Source organism: Serratia sp. Je.1.23.a, assembly GCF_051129805.1.
Lineage (GTDB): Bacteria > Pseudomonadota > Gammaproteobacteria > Enterobacterales > Enterobacteriaceae > Serratia > Serratia liquefaciens.
Genome location: NZ_JBCPSR010000001.1, coordinates 142,222 through 163,863, shown reverse-complemented (window position 1 = coordinate 163,863; position 21,642 = coordinate 142,222). Strand labels below are relative to the sequence as shown.

The 21,642-nt window shown below is 58.0% G+C and carries 16 protein-coding genes; 5 read left to right on the top strand and 11 right to left on the bottom strand.

Annotated features, from left to right (window positions below):
* Window positions 1-385: 385 nt before the first annotated feature.
* The 4 genes from AAZT04_RS00810 to phoB form a co-directional block, all read right to left on the bottom strand.
* Window positions 386-1,492, bottom strand: coding sequence for a cobalamin-independent methionine synthase II family protein (locus AAZT04_RS00810; RefSeq protein ID WP_116691187.1), 1,107 nt, complete (start codon window positions 1,490-1,492; stop codon window positions 386-388).
* A gap of 211 nt (window positions 1,493-1,703) precedes the next feature.
* Window positions 1,704-2,642 carry a PstS family phosphate ABC transporter substrate-binding protein gene (locus AAZT04_RS00805; RefSeq protein ID WP_046374370.1) on the bottom strand — a complete coding sequence of 313 codons (939 nt, stop codon included), beginning with the start codon at window positions 2,640-2,642 and terminating at the stop codon, window positions 1,704-1,706.
* A 14-nt stretch (window positions 2,643-2,656) separates the two neighbouring features.
* Window positions 2,657-3,973 (bottom strand): phosphate regulon sensor histidine kinase PhoR, encoded by a 1,317-nt coding sequence (gene phoR, locus AAZT04_RS00800; RefSeq protein WP_020825450.1) that lies wholly within the window; start codon window positions 3,971-3,973, stop codon window positions 2,657-2,659.
* Window positions 3,974-3,997: 24 nt separating this feature from the next.
* Window positions 3,998-4,687: a phosphate response regulator transcription factor PhoB gene (gene phoB, locus AAZT04_RS00795; RefSeq protein ID WP_020825449.1), complete on the bottom strand. Its 690-nt coding sequence runs from the start codon at window positions 4,685-4,687 to the stop codon at window positions 3,998-4,000.
* Between the two features lie 224 nt (window positions 4,688-4,911).
* Between phoB and sbcD the strand changes: the two genes are divergently transcribed.
* From sbcD to licT, 3 genes are all read left to right on the top strand, one after another.
* Entirely contained in the window at window positions 4,912-6,144 is a 1,233-nt protein-coding gene (gene sbcD / locus AAZT04_RS00790) for an exonuclease subunit SbcD (protein WP_129982437.1), read from the top strand.
* The gene (sbcC, locus tag AAZT04_RS00785) at window positions 6,141-9,392 is read left to right on the top strand and encodes an exonuclease subunit SbcC (RefSeq protein WP_434678676.1); all 3,252 of its coding nucleotides are present in this window, start codon (window positions 6,141-6,143) and stop codon (window positions 9,390-9,392) included. Before sbcD ends, sbcC begins: the two co-directional genes overlap by 4 nt.
* 195 nt (window positions 9,393-9,587) lie before the next feature.
* Window positions 9,588-10,430: a BglG family transcription antiterminator LicT gene (licT, locus tag AAZT04_RS00780; protein ID WP_041415225.1), complete on the top strand. Its 843-nt coding sequence runs from the start codon at window positions 9,588-9,590 to the stop codon at window positions 10,428-10,430.
* 323 nt (window positions 10,431-10,753) lie between these two features.
* Here the strand turns inward: licT and mak are convergent, their stop codons facing one another.
* The gene (gene mak, locus AAZT04_RS00775) at window positions 10,754-11,662 is read right to left on the bottom strand and encodes a fructokinase (protein ID WP_048759636.1); all 909 of its coding nucleotides are present in this window, start codon (window positions 11,660-11,662) and stop codon (window positions 10,754-10,756) included.
* 211 nt (window positions 11,663-11,873) lie between these two features.
* On the opposite strand from mak, the gene AAZT04_RS00770 reads away from it, so the two are divergent.
* On the top strand, window positions 11,874-12,614 hold the full coding sequence (locus AAZT04_RS00770) for a response regulator (protein WP_129982439.1): 741 nt from the start codon (window positions 11,874-11,876) through the stop codon (window positions 12,612-12,614).
* Here the strand turns inward: AAZT04_RS00770 and AAZT04_RS00765 are convergent.
* From AAZT04_RS00765 to AAZT04_RS00740, 6 genes are all read right to left on the bottom strand, one after another.
* Window positions 12,589-13,605, bottom strand: coding sequence for a carbohydrate kinase family protein (locus AAZT04_RS00765; protein ID WP_207214200.1), 1,017 nt, complete (start codon window positions 13,603-13,605; stop codon window positions 12,589-12,591). The genes AAZT04_RS00770 and AAZT04_RS00765 overlap by 26 nt on opposite strands.
* Window positions 13,602-14,462: a ketose 1,6-bisphosphate aldolase gene (locus AAZT04_RS00760; RefSeq protein ID WP_020825441.1), complete on the bottom strand. Its 861-nt coding sequence runs from the start codon at window positions 14,460-14,462 to the stop codon at window positions 13,602-13,604. The genes AAZT04_RS00765 and AAZT04_RS00760 overlap by 4 nt, the downstream gene beginning before the upstream one ends.
* Window positions 14,463-14,473: 11 nt before the next feature.
* A complete protein-coding gene (locus tag AAZT04_RS00755; protein ID WP_122077464.1) occupies window positions 14,474-15,160 on the bottom strand; it encodes a D-lyxose/D-mannose isomerase in 687 nt (228 codons plus the stop codon).
* A gap of 61 nt (window positions 15,161-15,221) precedes the next feature.
* Window positions 15,222-16,163, bottom strand: a complete 942-nt coding sequence (locus AAZT04_RS00750) for an ABC transporter substrate-binding protein (protein ID WP_048759639.1) — start codon at window positions 16,161-16,163, stop codon at window positions 15,222-15,224.
* 148 nt (window positions 16,164-16,311) lie between these two features.
* A complete protein-coding gene (locus AAZT04_RS00745) occupies window positions 16,312-17,301 on the bottom strand; it encodes an ABC transporter permease subunit (protein ID WP_044548626.1) in 990 nt (329 codons plus the stop codon).
* Window positions 17,302-17,333: 32 nt separating this feature from the next.
* Entirely contained in the window at window positions 17,334-18,854 is a 1,521-nt protein-coding gene (locus tag AAZT04_RS00740) for a sugar ABC transporter ATP-binding protein (protein WP_020825437.1), read from the bottom strand.
* Between the two features lie 141 nt (window positions 18,855-18,995).
* Between AAZT04_RS00740 and AAZT04_RS00735 the strand changes: the two genes are divergently transcribed.
* Window positions 18,996-21,608 (top strand): ATP-binding protein, encoded by a 2,613-nt coding sequence (locus tag AAZT04_RS00735; RefSeq protein ID WP_129941093.1) that lies wholly within the window; start codon window positions 18,996-18,998, stop codon window positions 21,606-21,608.
* The last annotated feature ends 34 nt before the right edge of the window (window positions 21,609-21,642 follow it).

The window sequence follows — 21,642 nt, the reverse complement described above, 5'->3', positions numbered from 1 at the left end:
CCATCCGGTTGCCGGCTTGCCATTTCATCGCGAGACCAATAAGAGCAGAAAACGCATAACGTCCGGCGTTTTGTCCTTATTCGAAAGTGACCACTCATGATGATGGGCAGAGTTTTAGGAGTTATAAATGGAGGTTTAGTCCGACAACGGAGGCTAAGTTAAACGTTTATAGCGTTGAAAGGCAAGTCGCATGACAAAAAGCAGAGCTATCGACCAGATTATCTTTCGACACCAGTCGATCATAGGGGCTATCAATAAATATACAATACATGATTTGTATCATTTTTGAGCAACGCATTCACAAAACGTGAAGAAGATGCCTCATGACCGCGCGAAACCGCCAATAAACCACCAGTTTCCGCGCGGTCTGAACCGATTTTTTGCCCTACCAAACCTGCTCGGCAATATTCACCACGCTTTGCAGCTTATTCCACTGCTGCTGCTCACTCAGGCTGTTGCCCTCTTCAGTCGAAGCGAAACCGCACTGGGTGCTGAGGCAAAGCTGTCGACGATCGACAAACTGCGCCGCCTCTTCAAGTCTTTGTTTCACCTGCTCGGGGTTTTCCAGTTCCCCGTTTTTGGTGGTAATCAGGCCCAGCACCACCTGCTGTTTGCCCGGCTTGATAAAACGCAGCGGCTCGAAACCACCGGAACGCTCATTGTCGTATTCCAGGAAGAAAGCGTCGATATTCACCTGACCAAACAGGATCTCCGCCACAGGCTCATAACCGCCCTCAGAGATCCAGGTGGAGCGGAAATTACCGCGGCAAACGTGCAACCCGATGATCAGATCCTCCGGCTTGTCGGCGATCGCCGCATTCAGCACATCCGCGTAAATGCGCGCCAGAAGATCCGGATCCTCTCCACGCTCGCGGATCTGTCGCCGTTGATCGTCAGAGCACAGGTAGGCCCACACGGTGTCATCCAGTTGCAGATAGCGGCAACCGGCATCATAAAACGCCTTGATCGCCTCGCGGTAGGTCTGCGCCAGATCGTCAAAATAGGCGTTCAGATCCGGGTAAACCTGGCTGTCGATGGCCTTACGCCCACCGCGAAAGTGCAGCACACTCGGGCTTGGAATGGTCATCTTCGGCACCGCATCACCGGCGATGGCCTTCAGAAAACGAAAGTCCTCCAGCATCGGATGCTGCGGGTTGAAGCCCAATTTGCCGACCACCTTGATACTGCGCGCCCGCGTCTGTACGCCGTTAAACTGGATCCCCTGCTCCGCGTCGTAACCTTCCACGCCATCCAACCCCTCCAAGAAGTCGAAGTGCCACCACGCTCGACGGAATTCTCCATCCGTCACGACTGCCAAACCGAGATCTTTCTGTTTTGCCACCGCCAGACGGATCTGTTGGTCTTCAACTTCCCGTAACTGAAGGGCATCAATCTCGCCCTGCAGAAACTGTTGGCGAGCGGTTTTCAGCGCCGCAGGGCGTAACAGACTGCCGACAACGTCAGCGTGAAAGGCAGAATTACAATCGCACATAATATGACTCCCGCTAGCCGGCAAAAGCTCGGGCCTTTGCCTCAGTGATTTACAGTGTGAACTATTACGCCGGGTTATTAAATGGACTTCCAGACGTCTAGATGACTTATAATCAGCATGCTGTCACGTCGACTGACGGGCGGCAACGGAAGAATTTTCACAGGGGATGAAAGAAATTCATGTTGGGCACTCAAGGTGCCCAGAGGCAGGCTTATTGCAGGCCCAGCGCCAGGCGGGTTTTCTGCAGAGTCTGCGGCGGCAGTGGCAGATAGCCGTCGTGATTGACCAGATTTTGCCCGGTGTCCGACAGCACGCGATCGAGAAATGCCGCCGTCAGCGGCTCCAGCGGCTGATTGGGCGCTTTATTAATGTAAATATACAGATAGCGCGACAACGGATAGCTGCCGTTACGCACGTTGGCGTCATTTGGCGTCACATAGTTTTGGCCGGTCTCCGCTAACGGCAACAGCCGTACGCCGCTGGCGCGAAAACCGATGCTGGCATAGCCGATACTGTTCAGCGAACCGGCCACCGCCTGCACGACTGAAGCCGAGCCCGGCAGCTCATTGACGCGCGGCATAAAATCGCCGCCACACAGCGCACGCAGTTTGAAATAGCCGTAGGTGCCGGAGGCCGAATTACGTCCAAAACGTTGCAGCGCACGCTGTTGCCAATCACCGGTCAGCCCCAGTTCCCCCCATCTCGTCAAAGGCTGGCTCTCGCCACAGCGCAGAGTCGCGGAGAAAATTCGGTCGAGCTGCTGCAGATTAAGGCCGCGCAGCGGATTGTCCTGATGCACCAGCACCACCAGCGCATCGACCGCGACCGGTACCGCCAACGGCGCATAACCGTAACGATGCTCGAATGCAGAGACTTCCGCGGCCTTCATCGGGCGACTCATCGGGCCAAGCTGCGCTGCACCAGCCGCCAATGCGGTTGGCGCCGTGGAGGAACCGGCGGCCTGGATTTGCAGATTAACGTTGGGATAATGCTGGCTGAAGTCCTGCGCCCACAGCGCCATCAGGTTCGCCAGCGTATCGGAGCCGACGCTAGACAGGTTGCCGGACAGCATGCCATCCGGCTGTGCCAGCGCGCCTCGGCTTGCCAACAGCGCCAGGCAAAGCAACAGCCCTCGGGTGATTCGGATCATGCCAGCCTCTCGCGTTAATTTTTCACCGCATTCTCTGACAAAGCTGCGGGAACAATCAACCGGTTAGGCAAGGTAAAGATAAATCGGGTGCCGATGCCCTGCTCGCTAAGGATCTCCAGCCGCGCATCGTGGTGACTGAGCGCATGCTTGACGATCGCCAACCCCAACCCGCTGCCACCGGTCTGGCGTGAACGGGCTTTGTCGACGCGGTAGAAGCGTTCGGTCAAACGGGGAATATGTTCGGCCGCGATACCCGGCCCATTATCACTGACCTGAAACTGCGCGCCGCTTGGCGTCTGCTGCCAGCTGACCTCAATATTGGTGCCTTTCGGCGTATGATTGACGGCGTTATACACCAGATTCGACACCGCACTGCGAAGTTGGTCATCGTTACCGAACACTTTCAGCTGCTCATTCACCCGGAAGGTGATCTCGTGGTTGCCGCCGCTCAGCGATTGCGCCTCACGTTGTAACACCCGCAACATCAGGGGGATATCAACCCGCTCGTTCATTTCAACGTTAGGCGCCGCCTCGATGCGCGACAGCGTCAGCAGTTGCTTGACCAGTCCGTCCATGCGGCGAGTCTGCTCCTGCATGGTGCCCAACGCCTTACCGCGCAGCGAACCATCCAGCTCTTCGTCGCTCATCATTTCCAGGTAACCCTGCAATACCGTCAGCGGCGTGCGCAGCTCGTGGCTGACGTTAGCGAAGAAGTTGCGCCGAGCCCCTTCCAGTTGACGCATCTGGGTCACATCGCGGGCTACCATCAATAATTGCCCTTCGGAGTAGGGCATCACACGAAACTCGACGTAATGCTCGTTATTCAGTTGCAGCGTCAAAGGGCGGGAGAACTCCTGCTGTTGCAGATAGTGACTGAACTCCGGATAACGCAACAGGTTGAGAATGTGCTGGCCATTGTCTTCCGGCCAGCGGAAACCCAGCAAATGCTGCGCCAGCCCGTTGCACCAAAAGATATTGCCTTCGACGGTAGTCATCACTACCGCATCGGGCAGCGATTCCGCTCCGCTACGGAAGCGTTTGATCAACAGCGCCAGCTCACGACGCCGACGACGGTTCCGTTGCTGCATCTGATACAAGCCGTAAAACAGCGGTTCCCAGCTCCAGCGGCCAGGCGGCGGCGTCATGCTGCGGTCAACCCACAGCCAGTGGGAAAGTTTGAGTTGATTGTAGAAATTCCATACCAACGCCGCCAGCACGGAGGCCAGCAGCAGCCAGGGCAGATAACCGAAAATCAGCCCCAACAATAAGGCAGGCAGGCAGAAAAGGGCCAGCTCCAGGGCCAGCCTCTTCCAGGATAGACGTTCTAACACGGCATATTCTCCAGCGCGGCGCGATCAGTAGCGCGTTGAGAATCGGTAGCCGGTGCCCCGAACGGTTTGAACCATTTTGTCATGACCACTGGTCTCTAACGCCTTACGGAGCCGACGGATGTGCACGTCAACGGTGCGGTCTTCCACATAAACGTTAGTGCCCCAGACGTGATTAAGCAACTGCTCACGGCTATAAACGCGTTCAGGATGGGTCATAAAGAAGTGCAACAGCTTGAACTCGGTCGGCCCCATATCCAGCGCTTGTTCGTTAGCCATCACGCGGTGTGAGGAAGGGTCCAGGCTCAGCCCTTGCATTTCAATCACTTCTTCCACCGCCATCGGTGAAATACGGCGCATTACCGCCTTGATGCGTGCCACCAGTTCCTTCGGTGAGAAGGGTTTGGTGATGTAATCATCCGCCCCGACTTCCAGGCCGCGCACCCGGTCTTCTTCTTCACCGCGCGCGGTCAACATCATCACCGGAATATCGCGGGTCAGCGCTTCACGTTTCATATGTTTAATAAACTGAATGCCGGATCCCCCGGGTAACATCCAGTCGAGCAACACTAAATCAGGGAACGGCTCAGACAGGCGCGTCACGGCGCTGTCATAATCCTCAGCTTCCAACGGTTGGTAACCATTCTGTTCCAACACAAAGCACACCATCTCACGGATCGGCGCTTCGTCTTCCACCACCAGTATGCGTCTTGCCATCGTCAATCCTGCCAATGTGTTAGCGATCACAGTTGATTGCGGGCGCCATTATGCGTCAGTTTTGTGACACTTTTATGAAAAAAGCGGGCTGTTATAGGCAGTAAGCATAGCGATTATTTCCAACGTCAAAGAAAAATCATTCAGTTGTCATAATGATTGCGTCACGACAGCCGCCGCAACGCCCTTTATAATCACCGCCATTACCCTATCGTCCCGGGAGTGTCATGCGCCTGATCCACACCTCTGACTGGCATCTTGGCCAGTACTTTTTCACCAAAAGCCGCGCCGCCGAGCATCAGGCCTTTCTGCGCTGGCTGATCGAACAGATAGAACAACACCAGGTGGATGCGCTGATCGTCGCCGGGGATCTGTTCGATACCGGCTCGCCGCCAAGCTACGCCCGCGAGCTGTATAACCGCTTCGTGGTGGAACTGCAGCGTACCGGCTGCCAGTTGGTGGTGTTGGGCGGCAATCACGACTCCGTGGCCACCTTAAATGAATCGCGTGAATTACTTTCCTGCCTGAATACCACCGTGATCGCCAATGCGCAGAGCGAAATCGAACAACAGGTGCTGGTGCTGAATCAACACGACGGCCAACCGGGTGCGGTATTGTGCGCCATTCCTTTTCTGCGCCCGCGCGATCTGCTCACCAGCCGCGCCGGTGAGTCCGGGGGGCAAAAACAGCAGGCGCTGCAAGAGTCTATCGCCGACCACTATCACACCCTGTACCAGGCCGCCTGTGCGCGCCGTGATGCGCTGGGCTTGCCACTGCCCATCGTCGCTACCGGCCATCTGACCACCGTCGGCGTCACCACGTCCGACTCGGTGCGCGACATCTATATTGGTACGCTGGACGCCTTCCCCGCACAGGCGTTCCCGCCGGCCGATTACATCGCGCTGGGGCATATTCATCGCGCGCAAAACGTCGCCAAATCTGAACATATTCGCTACAGCGGCTCCCCTATCCCGCTCAGTTTTGACGAGTTGGGCAAGGCCAAAAGCGTGTTTATGGTGGATTTCGCGGCGGGTGCCCTGCAACAGGTCAGCGCGTTGGAGATCCCAAGCTTCCAACCGATGCAGCTCATTAAGGGAGATTTGGCGCAGATCGAGCAGCAATTACGGCTGTTCGCCGATTATCAGGGTGAATTACCGGTATGGCTGGATATCGAAGTGGCGACCCAGGATTACCTTAGCGACATTCAACGTCGCATTCAGCTGCTGGCCGATCAACTACCAGTAGAGGTCGTGCTGCTGCGCCGCAGTAAGGAGCAGCGTCGCCAGGCCATTGAACAGCAAGACAAAGAAACGCTCAACGAACTGAGCGTCACCGAGGTCTTTGAGCGGCGGCTGGCGCAGGAACCCGAGATGGCCGAAGCGCGCAAACAGCGAATGAGTCAGATGTTCCAACAGGTGGTCGAAGCCGTACGGCACCAGGATCAGGAGCCGAACCAATGAAAATTCTCAGCCTGAGATTAAAAAACCTCAATTCGCTGCAGGGGGAATGGAAGATAGACTTCACCGCCGAGCCCTTCGCCAGCAACGGATTATTTGCCATCACCGGCCCCACCGGCGCGGGTAAAACCACCCTGCTGGACGCCATCTGTCTGGCACTGTACCACCAGACGCCGCGCCTGAATGTCACGCCAAGCCAAAATGAGCTGATGACCCGCCACACCGCCGAGTCGCTGGCGGAGGTCGAGTTTGAGGTTAAAGGCGTCGGTTACCGCGCGTTCTGGAGCCAGCGCCGTGCCAAAAACTCCCCGGACGGCAACCTGCAGGCGCCGAAGGTGGAGCTGGCGCTGCGCGATGACGGCAAAATCCTGGCCGATAAAGTCCGCGACAAGCTGGATCTTACCGCCGCGATCACCGGACTGGATTTCGGTCGTTTTACCAAATCGATGATGTTGTCTCAGGGGCAGTTCGCTGCCTTCCTGAATGCCGATGCCAATGATCGCGCCGAACTGCTGGAAGAGTTGACCGGCACCGAGATTTACGGCCAGCTTTCCGAGCGCGTTTTCGAGCAGCACAAGCAGGCCAAAACCGATCTGGACGCGTTGCATCAGCGCGCCAGCGGCATTGAGTTGCTGAACGAAGAACAGCGCCAACAGCTGGAAAGCCAGCTCGTGGAGCTCAGTTCGCAGGAAAATGCCCTCAGCGAACAGACCCAGCGTCAGCAACGGGCGTTAAACTGGCTACAGCAATGGCAGCAGACGCAGCAGAAACAGCAGGAATACCAGCGTCAGTTGAGCGCCGTACAACAGGAGCAGGCTGAGGCAGAACCGCAACTTCAGCAGTTGGCGCGCAGCGAGCCGGCAGAGAAACTGCGCCCACTGCTCAACGAACGCAACCGCTGCCGCAGCGATCAACAGGCGCTACAACAGCAGATTGCCCAGTTGACGCAGCAACAGGAGCAACAGCTTGCCCAGATGACCCCGTTGCAGCAGGCAGTGGAACAAGCACGTGCGCAACTGCAGGCGCATGTCGAACACCAGCAGATCCAACAACGGCTGATCGACGAGCAGATCGTCCCGCTCGACCACCAGATAACCCAGTTGCAAAAAACGCAGACAGAACTGCAACAGGCCTGCAATGCCGCCACGCAACAGTACGCTCAGCAACAAGCGGAGCTGGAACAACTTGAGGTTTTACGAGCCCGGCTCACCGCCCAGGCCGGACAGCAGCAGGAGCAGCTTAACGGCCTCACTGCCGCACTGGCAGCGCAGCAACAGCAGCAAAATGCGCTGGAAGCCCAAGCCCCCCTAACAGCGCTGCGCCAACGTCAGACCGAACTGGCCGAGCTGCGTCCGGTGCGCCAGAAATTATTTACCCTCTCCTCGCTGTTTGGCCAGGTCAGCGAACGTCTGGAACAACAACGCAAGGAGTTCACGGCCCGTCAGACCCAGCTCAGCGAGCTTGAAAAGCAGCTTGAAGAAACACGCCAGCAGTACAAACAGCAAAAAGCACATCAGACGGACGTAGAGAAAGCCCTTGAGCTGGAGCAACGCATCGTCAGCCTGGAGGCGGAACGCGCTCGCCTGCAAACTGGCGAACCTTGTCCACTGTGCGGCTCAGCCGAACATCCGGCCATCGAACAGTATCAGGCGGTAAAACCCTCTGAGACAGCACTGCGTCTGGCCGATATGCGCGTCAAAACCGAGGCTTTGTACACCCAGGGCACCGAGCTGCGCACCCGCTGCGAAAGCCTGAAAGAGCAACTGCAGCGCCAGCAACATCTTATCGGCCAAGATGAACAACAGCTGGCCGCTCATCGTCAGCAATGGCAAACCCTCAGCACGCCTCTGGCGTTTGATTTTGATCTGCAGGACACCGCTCGCCTTAGCCAGTGGTTAAGCGACTGCGACAATGAGGAGCGTCAGGCTCAGGCCGGTCTGCTGCAACACGAGCAGGCAGCCCAGGCGGTACAGCAGGCTAAAGACCGGTTGGCCGCACTGCAGACACAGCAGCAACAGGCGCAGCAAGAAAAGGCACTGCTGGACGAGCGTTTCAAACTGCTGGAAAAAAGCCACGCCGAGGCCCAATCGCAGCAGCAACGCCTGCAGCAACAGCGTCAAGAAGCAGAGCAAGCTCTGGGCGAACAACGTACGCAGCGGCTGGCGCTGTTTGGCGAACAGCAAATCGTGCAGGTGCGTGAACAGCTGCGTGCCCGGCAGACGGCCTGCGAACAGGCTATACAACTGGCCGCAGAGCACTGGCAGAAGGCGCAGGAACAACGCGATCGTCTTGGCGGGCAACTTACCGGGTTGCAGCAACAGCTGTTGCACCTGGCTGAACGGCTGCAACAGGCGGAGCAAGATTGGCTGCAAGCGTTGTCCACCAGCGAATTCGACGACGAGGCAGAGTTCAACGCAGCGCTATTGAATGACGACCAGCGCCAACAATTGCAACGGCGCAAAGAGCAGCTGCAGCAACGGCAGGTTGAAGCCAGCGCCCTGCTGACCCAGGCCGTAGACAATCTGGAACAGCAACGCCAACAGCGTCCGGAAGGGCTGGATGAAAGCCAGGCCGATCCCCAAACCCTGGGCCAGGATCTGGCCGCGCTGGCACAGCAGCTCAAAACTCTGCAGCTCCGACAGGGTGAAGTGCGCAACCAGTTGGAAAGTGATGCCGCGCGCCGTCTCAATCAGCAGTCGCTGTTTGAGCAAATCAGCCAAAGTCAGCAACAGTACGACGACTGGAGCTACCTCAATCAGCTCATCGGCTCCAAAGAGGGGGATAAATTCCGTAAGTTTGCCCAAGGACTGACGCTCGATCATCTGGTGTACCTGGCCAATAACCAGTTGGGCCGGTTGCACGGCCGCTATCTGCTGCAGCGCAAAACCAGTGATGCACTGGAATTACAGGTGGTGGACACCTGGCAGGCGGACGCACTGCGCGACACTCGAACCCTGTCCGGCGGTGAAAGCTTCCTGGTGAGCCTTGCGCTGGCGCTGGCGCTGTCCGATCTGGTCAGCCACAAGACCAGTATCGATTCATTGTTCCTTGACGAGGGCTTCGGTACGCTGGATGCGGAAACTCTGGACACCGCGCTGGACGCACTGGACAGCCTGAACGCCTCCGGCAAAACCATCGGCGTGATCAGCCACGTTGAAGCCATGAAAGACCGTATTCCAGTGCAGATTAAGGTGAAAAAGGTGAACGGCCTGGGTATCAGCCGGCTGGAGCCGCAGTTCCGGCTGGAATAACGTGACCCTGAGCTCGGAAATGTGACCGTGGCGTCACTCCCCGGTCAAAAACATTGAGCCGCCGCTGACAAGGTTTATGATGCTATCGATAACAGGATTGTTACTGTAAATATACAGGCAAAACCTGACGCACGGGATCGCTCCTGGACGTCAGGTTTTTTCGTTTTCAGCATGCTGAAACATCCGGGAAAAACCATGAAGATCGCAAAAATACTTAATAATAACGTGGTGATTACGCTGGACGACCGTCAGGAAGAGACGGTGGTTATGGGAAAAGGTATCGGCTTTAAAAAGAAGGCTGGCGATCTGCTGGACGAAAACCTGATCGAGAAGGTCTTCACCCTTAACGGCAGCGAAATGGCCGAGCGCTTTAAAACGCTGCTGTCGGAGATCCCCCTGGCCTGCGTGACCACGGCCGACAAAATCATCACCCTCGCCCGCCAGCGCTTGCCGGGCAAGCTGCATAACATCGTTTATATCACGCTGACCGATCACATCCACTTTGCGCTGCAGCGCCATGCCCAGGGGCTGGATATCAAAAACGTGCTGCTGTGGGAAATCAAGAAGCTCTACCCGGCCGAATTTGCCGTCGGGCTGGAGGCACTGACGCTGATCGCCGAACGGCTGGGCACCACGCTGCCGGAGGACGAGGCCGGGTTTATTGCCCTGCACCTGGTCAACGCCCAGTTGAACGATGAAATGCACAACACCCTGCATATCACTCGCGTCATGCAGGAAATCCTGAATATCGTCAAATACCATTTCCGTTTTGACTACAACGAAGAAGCCCTGAGCTATCACCGCTTTATCACTCATCTGAAGTTCTTCGCCCAGCGTCTTCTGGGTAAAAACTACGTCGACAGCGATGACGACTCACTCTATCTGGTGGTCAAAGAAAAGTACCCTGACTCCTTCGCCTGCGCAGGCAAGATCAATCAGCACATCGAAAAAAACTATCAGCATCAACTCACGCGGGAAGAGATGATGTTTCTGACCATTCATATCGAACGGGTGCGCAGCGAAAGCGAGGCAAGATAGGTTTAGCGACGGGCGTCAAACACACGAATGCCGTACGGCGGAAACCAGCGTCAACCCTTCGGCCTGTGCCTGGGCGAGCAGCATGCGATCGAAATCTCCCAAATGCTGGCCGCGCTGACAAACACCAGATTAGCGGGGTCGGCGATTTGCTTTCTGGCCTTTTCCCCAGGCAGGCATCGTCTGTCAGCCACCACAGCAGCGCATGGGTATCCAGCAGCAGACGCCTCATTCATCAGCTGAGTTAGCTAAAGCACAGAGGGCGGTCCGGTTTTTATACGGTGAATGGATTAAAGCGCGAGCAGGCCCGCGCTTTTTTGCAACAGTTACACTTGCGGCCACAGCCAGGCTGCACCGCGTACGCCGCTGGAGTCACCGTGAACGGCTTTACGGATCGGGGTTTCACACTCGCCACCGAAAACCCAGGATTTCACCAACTGCGGCACACGCTGATAAAGACGGTCCACATTGCTCATACCGCCGCCCAACACCACCACGTCCGGATCAAAAATATTGATCACGTGCGCCAGCGATTTGGCCAACCGCAGCTCATAGCGGCTAATGGCTTGCTCCGCCAGGGTATCTCCCTGCGCCACCAGCGCCATGATCTCATGCCCCTTTAGCGGATTACCGCTCAGGCGCGCATAATCGGTGGCAAAGCCGGTGCCGGAGATAAAGGTCTCGATACAGCCCTGTTTGCCGCAGTAGCAGGGAACCTCTGCACGAAAACGCAGTTCGTCATCGTCCAGCCACGGCAGCGGGTTATGCCCCCATTCGCCAGAGATGCCGTTACCGCCCGAATGCGCCTGGCCGTTGATTGCCACCCCTGCGCCGCAGCCGGTGCCAATAATCACCGCAAACACCGTTTGTTTGCCGGCGGCCGCGCCGTCGGTAGCCTCCGAAACCGCCAGGCAGTTGGCGTCGTTGGCGATACGGACTTCACGCGCCAGCATCGCCGACAGGTCTTTATCCAGAGGCTGGCCGTTGAGCCACACCGAGTTGGCGTTTTTTACCAAGCCGGTATAAGGCGACAGCGTACCGGGAATGCCCACCCCGACCGATCCCTGCTGCCCAGTATTTTCTTCCGCCAGTTTCACCAGACCGGTGATGGCCTCCAGCGTTTGCTGATAGTCATGGCGCGGCGTGGCAATACGATGGCGGAACAGTTCCCGTCCGTCGTTGGCCAACGCGATCACTTCAATTTTGGTGCCACCCAGGTCGATACCAATGCGCACGATTTTTCTCCTCAATGCACAACAACGTTGCTACAGCCTAATGTAACCGGCTTTCGGGATCACCCCATTAACGCCGAGTGTGACGGCGATGGCAATTTCCGCATCAGAACCGCACCGGCTGCCGCTTATTAATTAGCCATCGGGTACACTGGATTTTATCAGTTAACCTATTGATAACATTTTTACGCATCATAAAATTCGGAGAGCAGCGATGAAACCTGCCATATTGATCGTCGACGACGATCCCGCTATCTGTGATCTGCTTTGTGACGTGCTCAATGAGCACGTGTTTACCGTACATGCCTGCCACCGGGGCAGCGAGGCGCTGACGCTACTCAGCCAGCAGCCGGATATTGCGCTGGTGCTGCTGGATCTGATCCTGCCGGACACCAACGGCCTGCTGGTGTTACAGCAGATCCACCGCCTGCGTCCGGATCTGCCGGTGGTGATGCTGACCGGTCTCGGTGCCGAGTCCGACGTGGTGGTCGGCCTGGAAATGGGCGCCGACGATTATATCGCCAAACCCTTTAATCCACGCGTAGTGGTCGCTCGCGCCAAGGCGGTTTTGCGCCGTACCGGTGCGCTGGCGTTGGAACCTGCCGCTGTCGGCCAGACCAGAGCGGAGGGCTGGCAGTTCAACGGCTGGTGTCTCGACACCAACCGCTGCACGTTGCACAACCCCCAGCACCAGGCTGTCGATCTGACTCAGGGCGAATACGGCTTGTTGCTGGCGCTGGTACAACATGCGCGTAAAGTACTGACGCGCGATCGCCTGCTGGAGCTGACCCACGGCGAAACGCTGGAGGTCTTCGATCGCACTATCGACGTGCTGATCATGCGGCTGCGCCGCAAGATCGAAATCAATCCGCACCAGCCCGAACTGATCCGCACCATTCGCGGGCTGGGTTACGTCTTTGCCGCCGACGTCAGCCAGCCGGTGGCTGCCGCCTGATAAAATCCTGCAGCTCCGGCAGCGGCCGAGCACCGTCGATAGCATTGGCGCACAGCAGATTGAAACGCGCACAGGCATGCGCCAGCTGCAGTGTCTCCACCAAAGGCCAGTCTTCATGGCTGGCATACAGCACGCCGGCGCAGAACGCATCACCGGCGCCAACGCTGCCGACGATTTCAGTTTGCCTCACCCGCCACGAGGGTTGCCAACGCGCTTCGCCACCGCTCTCCAGCCCGTAGGCCCCTTCCGGGCAATGGATCACCACCCGCCGCCGCACACCGGCCTGCAATAATTGTTCTGCGGCCTGCGCCATCAGTGACTGCTGTAACGAGCCATTAGCCGTACGCAGCGCCAGTCCGGTAAACTCACCGGCCTCCAGCTCGTTGATCACCAGATAGTCCAGCCAGCGCAGCGCCGGCAACACCAAAGACCGATAGCGAGGATCGCCCTGGCGCGACACCAGATCCAACGAAGTCTGGTAACCGCGCTGCTGCATTTGCGCCAGCAGGCGTGCGCTACGGGTGCCGAATTCCTCGTCCGGACAATCCAGGCTGTCGAGCAGCAGCAGATAGCCCAGGTGGAAAATTTTATGATTGCTGTGCAGCGCGTCAAAATCGCCGAGGTCCAACAACCGATTCGCGCCCGGCGCATGGAAAAAGGTCCGCTGTCCACCCGGCTCGGTCATCACCTGCGACATCGAGGTCATCGCCGTTTCGCTGCGACGCACCCGGCCGCTGTCGACTTGGTACTGCGCCAGCATTTGCAAAATATAGTCACCATCGGCATCGCAGCCGATCAGCCCCAGCGCCGCCAGCGGCAACCCGGTTTCCATGCGCGCCAGCGTCAGCAATACATTAAGCGGCGCACCGCCGGTAGCACGCTGGCTATGTTCAATCTCCACCAGCCAGCCCGGCTGAGGCCAATGCGCAATTTGATGGACATGATCCACCAGCATGTTACCGGCAGAAACAATGCCACACCGGCTCATCACAACCGCCCGGCGCTGCCGAAAATATGCATCTGCTGCTGCACCACTTCGCTGATCGAGCGCTCCACTGCCAACAGCACTTCGGCAAACTCATCATAAATCGCGTGACGCTGCGTCATCCGCTGTTCAATCGCCCCCAGTGCCGCTTGCGACATGCCGGTATAGAAGTTGATTTTGTGAATGCCCAGGCCGATGGCCCGCTTGAAGTCTGCATCGCTGATGCCGGAACCGCCGTGCAGCACCAAAGGAATGCCTGCCTGCTGCTGGATAGCCGCCAGTCGTTCGAAATCGAGCTTAGGTTCGCCCTTGTATTTGCCGTGCGCGTTGCCGATCGCCACCGCCAGTGCATCGATGTCGGTCAATTCGACAAACTCGCGCGCCCGCTGCGGGTCGGTAAATTTATTGCTGTCGGCCTCACCATACAGAGCACCGCCTTCGTCACCGCCGACGGCACCCAGTTCAGCCTCCACCGAGACGCCCACCGCATGGCACATGCGCACCACTTCCTGCGTTTGACGCACATTTTCTTCATAACTCAGGCCGGAACCGTCGAACATCACCGAGCTGAATCCGAGACGCAATGCCTGCACCACCGCCTCAAAATGCAGACCGTGATCGAGGTTCAACACCACCGGAATGTCGTGCTGCGCCGCCTCACTTTTGATCGCCGCGACCAAAGACTCCAGCGACACGTACTTAAAGTGGACTTCGGCAATATTGATGATAAAGGGCGATCGCGCGGCCTGCGCCGCGGCAAACAACGCGCGCAGAAAATGGCTGTCGAGCACGTTGAACGCACCCAGCGCATAGCCGTGTTGACGCGCGTGCGCTAACCCCTGTGCCAGTGAAATCAATGCCATGGTGCATCTCCTTAATCGATAAAGCGCAAGTATTCGTTACACAGCAACCACTGGGGCGGCTGATCCTCTTCGATCTGGCTAAAGCGGCTGAGCGGCGTCAGGAAACGGTTATCGTTGTCATCGTCATTCACCGTCGAAACCTCACCCACCAACACGTCGCCGAAACCTTCCTCGCCCCAAAAGCTGTGATAGATGCCCGGCGTCAGGCAGATGCTTTCCCCCGGCGCCAGCCGCAGGCGTGAACCGGGGGCATGAGTCTGTCGGCAACCGTCCAGGGTCACGGTCACCGGGCTGTCGGCCAGCCCTTCCTGCGGATCGGCGTTATGCAGCTCGACGATCAGGTTGCCACCACCGCGATTGATGATGTCTTCCCGCTTGCGCCAGTGGAAATGCATCGGCGTCACCTGTGCTTCGCGGCAATGCATGATTTTCTCCGCATAGCATTTGGCATAAGGTTGACCGCCGGGCGAACCGTTTCGCAACGTGAACAGCGTCAGCCCCTTGTGAGCAAAATCCTCGCCGCCGAACGCCGTGACGTCCCAGCCCAGCTTCAGGTCGAATACCTCCTGCCACGGCTGACGATCGAGCTGACGCCAAACGGTTGGGCTAAAGTGCGCAAAGGGCGGCAGATGGACGTCGAAGCGGGCAAAAAAATGCTGGGTTTGTTGCAGAATCTGGTTCACGGCGGAACGGTTCATATCGCCTCCGAAAGTGGGGATGAAATGAGGGGTCTGAGTAGCAGACCCCGCCGATAGCAGGTTATTTCACCGTCCAGCCTTTGTAGCTGCCGATATTGTTTTTATCGATCATGGTGACCGGGATCAGCACCGGCCCGGTTGGTGCGGGTTTACCCTGCAGAATTTCGTAACCGATCTCGACCGCCTTGGCCGCCATCACCTGCGGATCCTGTGCAGGGGTTGCCACAAACAGCGAGTTGCCGCGCTTGAGCGCCTCTTCGCCATCTGGCGATCCGTCTACGCCAACGATGAAGAACTCGCTGCGCTGCGCCTGCTTGGCGGCCAGATCGGCACCGATCGCCGTAGGATCGTTAATCGCGAATACGCCGTCGATCTTCGGATTGGCCGCCAACAGCGCGGTCATGATCTCCAGTCCGCCTTCGCGGCTGCCCTTGGCGTTCTGGTTATAGGACAGCAGTTTGATCTCCGGGTGTTTCTTCAGTTCGGTCATGCAGCCTTCTACCCGGTTCTGTACCGCGGACACCGGTGGGCCGTTGATGATCACCACGTTGCCTTTCTCTTTCAGGCGATCGCTGATGTATTTACAGGCCATGGCGCCGGCCTGGGTGTTGTCCGAGGTGATGGTGGCATCGGCACCTTCGGCCGCTACGTCAACCGCCACCACCACGATGCCGGCGTCCTTGGCGCGTTTCACCGCCGGGCCGATACCCTTGGAATCTGCGGCGTTCAGGATGATCATATCGACCTTGGCGGCGATAAAGTTATCGATCTGCGCCACCTGTTGACCGAGATCGTAACCGCTCGACACCAGCGTCACGTTAACCTTGTCACCGGCCAGTTCGCGCGCTTTCAGTTCCGCACCTTTGGTGATCTGCACAAAGAACGGGTTGGCCAGATCGCCCACCGTCACCCCTATCGATTTCAACTCTTTCGCCTGCACCAACGAAGCACTGCCGAGCGCGGCGGTAACCAGCAAAGCGGTAATCAATGGTTTGAAACGCATAGTGTTTTCCTCATTATTTTCTGAGATACGAAAAACCTGCCCCGGTGGGCGCCAACCAACCTTTCTTTCTCACTCAACCTTGCCCTATGGATTTCCAGTGGCAGCGAGTGCAAGTCACAACGCTGCGGCTTGAAAGAGGACGGGTAGATCAGTGTTGATAATTGCGGGTGCGGTACTTGTCGATTAACACCGCGATGATGATCACCGCCCCTTTGATCACCAACTGCCAAAAATAAGAAACGCCCATTAACGTCATGCCGTTGTTCAGGGTGGCGATAATCAACGCCCCTACCAGCGTGCCGGTAATGGTACCGATGCCGCCGACGAAGCTGGTGCCGCCAAGAATGACTGCGGCGATCGCATCCAGCTCATAGCCCATACCGAGGTTGCCGTTGGCGCTGTAAAGCCGGGAGGCGCTCATCACCCCACCCAACCCGGACAGCAAGCCGCTCATGCCATAGACGAACAGCAGCACGGCACCGACCTTGATCCCGGTCAGGCGCGCCGCCTGCATGTTGCCGCCTACCGCGTAGATATGAACCCCCAGCGTGGTACGGCGCAGAATGAACCAGCACACGGCAATCACCGCAAAGGCAATAATCACCAACCAGGGGATAGGCCCCAGGTAGGCGTTGCCGATCCATTCAAAACTGATATTGGAATTGATGATGGTGGTGCCGTCCGCCAGCAGGTAAGCGGCACCGCGCAGTGCGGTGTAGGTACCGAGGGTGACGATAAACGGCGGCAGGCCAGCGTAGGCCACCAGAAAACCATTAAACAGCCCCATGCCCAAACCGGCCAACAGCGCCAGCGGGATCGACATTCCAGCCATGCCAGGCATCAGTGACACCGCCATCGCTACTACCGCGGTGGTGCCCAGCATCGAACCGACCGAAAGATCGATGCCGCCGGTCAGGATGATGAAGGTCATGCCCGCCGCCAACACGATGTTGATCGACGCCTGCCGGGCGATATTCAGCAGGTTGGCATCGGTAAAGAAATTCGGGGCAACAAAGCCAAAAACCGCGACGATCAGGATCAATATCGGCAAGATACCGACGGTTTGCATCATATCGCCCAACAGTGCCCGTTTCAGCGTCGGATTTTTTGCGCCTGGCGGCAATGGATTCGAAGTCATGGTCGGCTCCTTGAGCGTAGGGATGGAATTATTCATGCGGTAGTCGCCTGCGGTTGGGTGGTGTCAACGCCGGTGGCCAGCGTCATGATGTTTTCCTGGCTGATCTCACCGCCGCCCAGTTCCCCGACAATGCTGCCTTCGTGCATCACGTAAACCCGGTCACTCATGCCGACCACCTCAGGCAATTCACTGGAAATCATCAGGATCGCCACGCCCTGCTGTGCCATCTGGCTCATGATGCGATAGATCTCGCTCTTGGCCCCCACATCCACACCGCGTGTCGGTTCATCGAGGATCAGGATCCGTGGGCCAATGGCTACCCAGCGTGAAATCAGCAGCTTTTGCTGATTACCGCCGGACAGGCCGCCGGCCCGCACCTGAGCATGTGGCACGCGGATATTCAGCAGGCCGATAGCGTCACTGGAAATACGCTGCGCCTTGCGGCGATTGAGCAGGCCATAGCGACCGTCACGTTCCAGCGTCGCCATCACGATGTTTTCATGCGCGGCCAGATCGAGAAACAACCCCTGCTCCTTGCGGTTTTCGGTGAGAAAGCCGATGCCCAGAGCAATGGCATCGCGCGGCGAGTGGATACTGGCCGGCTTGCCGTCGACTTCCACCGTACCGCCACTGGACTTGCGCACGCCGAAAATCAACTGCGCCAGTTCGGAACGACCGGCGCCCACCAGCCCGGCAAGGCCGACAATTTCACCGGCGCGGACCTGAAGGCTGACCGGCTTCACCTTTTTGCCGTCAGTCAGGCCGTGCAGCGTCAGGCGAGGTTCCCCCACCGGGATGCCCTGTTCCTTATTGAACAAATCGCTCAGCGGGCGGCCCACCATCATGCGCACCAACTCGCTGGCGGACAGCTTGTCGCGCATCAGGCTGCCAACATACTGACCGTCGCGCAGCACGCTGACGCGATCCGACAGCTCGTACACCTCCGCCATGCGGTGGCTGATATAAATGATTGCCATGCCTTCATCGCGTAGCCGTTTGATCAGCTCGAACAGTCGATGCGTTTCGCGTGAAGAAAGCGCCGCCGTAGGTTCGTCCATCACCAGAATGCGGCTGTTACGGTGCAGCGCACGGGCGATTTCCACCTGTTGCTGCTCGGCGATGGTTAATTTCATCACGCGATCGCCGGCGCTGAACTGCGCCCCCAAACGATCGATCACCTTCTGCGCTTCCAGCAACATCTGCCCGCGCTTCACCAGGCCGCCACGCTGGATCTCGCTGCCCAGAAAAATGTTTTCCGCCACCGTCAGATTCGGAGCCAAGTTCATTTCCTGGTAAATCAGCGTGATGCCTGCAGCCAGGGCATCTTTTGGCCCCTTGATGGCGAACGGCTGCCCATCGATAAAAATTTCCCCGCTGCTGGCGATATAAGCGCCGGCCAATATTTTCATTAAGGTACTTTTACCCGCGCCGTTTTCACCCATTAGCGCGTGGATCTCACCGCGATACACCGTCAGGTTGACGCCTTTCAGCGCATAGAACTGACCAAAACTCTTGGCGATGTTGTGCATTTCCAGAATCGGGGTCGCGCTCATCGTCATACCTCAGGTTGCGGTTCGGATGGCATGCAGTTAACCACGCATAAATAAATGCAAAATGTCAGCGCTCGTTCATCTTTGTCATATTGTTAATGGGACGGGGATTTATACTGCGAACAGTCAGTTACGGGGGATTCGATGCGCAGACTGCCTTTCCTTGCCGGCGCGCGTGGGCGCCTGTTGATGTTCAATCTGCTGGTGGTGGCGGTGACGCTGATGGTCAGCGGCGTAGCGATCTTCGGTTTCTACCATGCGGGCAAGCTGCAGGAACAGATGCAGGCGCAAACCCTGGCAGAAATGAACGGCAGCATGGCGCTGAGCCGGGATACCTCCAACGTGGCGACCGCGGCTATTCGGCTCTCGCAAGTGGTGGGTGCGCTGGAATACCAGAGCGAATCCGCCCGGCTGAAGCAAACGCAACTGGTGCTGCAAACCTCACTCAGCCGGCTGGCAGACGCCCCGTTGGCCCACAGCGAACCGGCGCTGGTCAAGCGCATCATCAGCCGCAGCAACGCGCTGGAAAGCAGCGTAACGCGCATGCTGGATCTGGGACACCAACGGCATCTGCAGCGCAATATCCTGCTCAGCGGGCTGTATCAGTCGCAGAGCACGCTGCGGCATATCGCCACCCTCAATCAGCGCAATAACCTCAACCAGCCCTCGCAGCCGCTGCTTAGCCAGATCGACCGGTTGCTGGCGATCGCCATACAGACCCCTACTCCCAAGGCCGCAGCCCAGCAGCTCGACAATGTTATGGCCTACTGGCCGCAACACAGCCCGGATGTCCTGGTAGACGAGAAAATGCGGCAGTTTCGGCTCAGCGAACAGCGCCTGCTGCCCGAAACGCTGGAGCTGGAGCAAAGCGACCTGGCCCTGGCCTATTACACCTACCATATCAAAGCGTTAGTGGCGATGCTCAACGACGATATCAACCTTTACGTGCAAAAGGTGGCCAACGAGTCGGAGCTGCGCACCCACCAGACCCATCATGAGCTCAGTTCCATAAGCTGGTTTATCGGCCTGTTCGCGTTGCTGGCACTGGTGATTACCGGCTTCGCCGGACTGTATATCTACCGCAATCTCGGTTCCAACCTGACGGCGATCGCCGGAGCCATGACGAGGCTGGCGCGCGGCGAACGTGACGTCAGCGTACCGGCGCTGCAACGCCGCGACGAACTGGGCGAGCTGGCTCGGGCATTTAACGTCTTTGCCCGTAACACCGCCTCGCTGGAGCAGACCTCCCGCCTGCTGAAAGAAAAAAGCACCCAGTTGGAAACCACCTTTCTGGCGATGCGCGACGGTTTTGCGCTGTTTGATAACGACGGTCAACTGGTGGTGTGGAACCCGCAATACCCCTTGCTGCTGGGGCTCAACGAACACCAGCTGCACCGCGGCTTGCACTACCGCGAGCTACTGCAACAGGTTACGCCACCGGCGGGGCAACGTTGGGAAGCGGTGCTGGCCAATCTGTCTAGCGAACTGCCACAGCCGCAGGAACTGCGCCTGAGCGATGGTCGTACCGTAGAGCTACGCTTCAGTCCGGTACCGAACCGTGGCGTGGTTAACGTGGTGCTGGAACGCACCGAGCGCAAAGCGCTGGAAGAAGCGCTGCTGCACAGCCAGAAAATGAAGGCGGTCGGCCAGCTCACCGGCGGCCTGGCGCATGATTTCAACAACCTGCTGGCGGTGATTATCGGCAGCCTAGAACTGACCACTCAACAAACGCAGGACGCACAGACCGAACAGCGCATTATTCGGGCACTGAAGGCCGCCGAACGCGGCGCACAGCTTACCCAGCGGCTGCTGGCCTTTTCCCGAAAACAGGCGCTGCACCCGCAGGCCATCACGCTGCAATCGCTGGTGGAAAATTTGCAGGAGCTGTTGCGCCATTCACTGCCCAGCACGCTCTCGCTGAGCATCGAGGCACAGCGCCCTGGCTGGCCTGCCTGGATCGATGCCAATCAGTTGGAGAACGCGCTCATCAACCTGGTGGTCAACGCGCGGGATGCGATGGAAGGCCGCAGCGGCGTGGTGAATATTCGCATCTACAACCAACGGGTGGTGCGCAGCGGCGGCAAAAAGCAGGACATGGTGGCGCTGGAAGTGATTGATACCGGCTGCGGCATGTCGGAAGAGGTGAAGGCTCAGGTGTTCGAACCCTTCTTCACCACCAAGGCGGTAGGCAGCGGCAGTGGCCTGGGGCTGTCGATGGTTTACGGCTTTGTCCGCCAGTCCGGTGGACGGGTACAGATTGAAACCGCGCCGGGCAAAGGCACGTTGGTGCGCCTGCAGCTCCCACGAGCGCCTACGGCGGCGATAGAGGAAGTTCCCGCCCCGCAGCTCGAAGAATGCAAGAACACGGATAATCTGGTGCTGGTACTGGAAGATGAAAATGACGTTCGCCATACGCTGTGCGAACACTTGCACCAGCTCGGCTACCTGACGCTGGACAGCGCGGACAGTCAGGAAGCTTTGGCGCTGCTGCGCCAGACGCCGGATATAGACATACTGATCAGCGACCTGATGCTGCCGGGCGAACTGGACGGCGTGCAGGTGATTGGGCTGGCGCGAGAGATTAACTCACAGCTTACCGCCCTGCTGATCAGCGGCCAGGACATCCGCCGTCAGCACGAAGAAAATCTGCCAAACGTTGAACTGCTGCGTAAGCCTTTCAGCCAGCGGCAACTGGCGTTGGCGCTGCAACGAGCACGACGTTCAAACGCGGACGGCGACGCAATTCGGAGGGAATGAGGCGATTTTTCGCCTCTGATTCGTTATTATGCCG

Excerpts from the sequence above, each read along its gene's own strand:
- AAZT04_RS00810 (WP_116691187.1), bottom strand. The coding sequence starts at position 1,492 with ATGTGCGATTGTAATTCTGCCTTTCACGCTGACGTTGTCGGCAGTCTG.
- AAZT04_RS00805 (WP_046374370.1), bottom strand. The coding sequence starts at position 2,642 with ATGATCCGAATCACCCGAGGGCTGTTGCTTTGCCTGGCGCTGTTGGCA.
- phoB (WP_020825449.1), bottom strand. The coding sequence starts at position 4,687 with ATGGCAAGACGCATACTGGTGGTGGAAGACGAAGCGCCGATCCGTGAG.
- sbcD (WP_129982437.1), top strand. The coding sequence starts at position 4,912 with ATGCGCCTGATCCACACCTCTGACTGGCATCTTGGCCAGTACTTTTTC.
- sbcC (WP_434678676.1), top strand. The coding sequence starts at position 6,141 with ATGAAAATTCTCAGCCTGAGATTAAAAAACCTCAATTCGCTGCAGGGG.
- licT (WP_041415225.1), top strand. The coding sequence starts at position 9,588 with ATGAAGATCGCAAAAATACTTAATAATAACGTGGTGATTACGCTGGAC.
- AAZT04_RS00770 (WP_129982439.1), top strand. The coding sequence starts at position 11,874 with ATGAAACCTGCCATATTGATCGTCGACGACGATCCCGCTATCTGTGAT.
- AAZT04_RS00760 (WP_020825441.1), bottom strand. The coding sequence starts at position 14,462 with ATGGCATTGATTTCACTGGCACAGGGGTTAGCGCACGCGCGTCAACAC.
- AAZT04_RS00755 (WP_122077464.1), bottom strand. The coding sequence starts at position 15,160 with ATGAACCGTTCCGCCGTGAACCAGATTCTGCAACAAACCCAGCATTTT.
- AAZT04_RS00750 (WP_048759639.1), bottom strand. The coding sequence starts at position 16,163 with ATGCGTTTCAAACCATTGATTACCGCTTTGCTGGTTACCGCCGCGCTC.
- AAZT04_RS00745 (WP_044548626.1), bottom strand. The coding sequence starts at position 17,301 with ATGACTTCGAATCCATTGCCGCCAGGCGCAAAAAATCCGACGCTGAAA.
- AAZT04_RS00740 (WP_020825437.1), bottom strand. The coding sequence starts at position 18,854 with ATGAGCGCGACCCCGATTCTGGAAATGCACAACATCGCCAAGAGTTTT.
- AAZT04_RS00735 (WP_129941093.1), top strand. The coding sequence starts at position 18,996 with ATGCGCAGACTGCCTTTCCTTGCCGGCGCGCGTGGGCGCCTGTTGATG.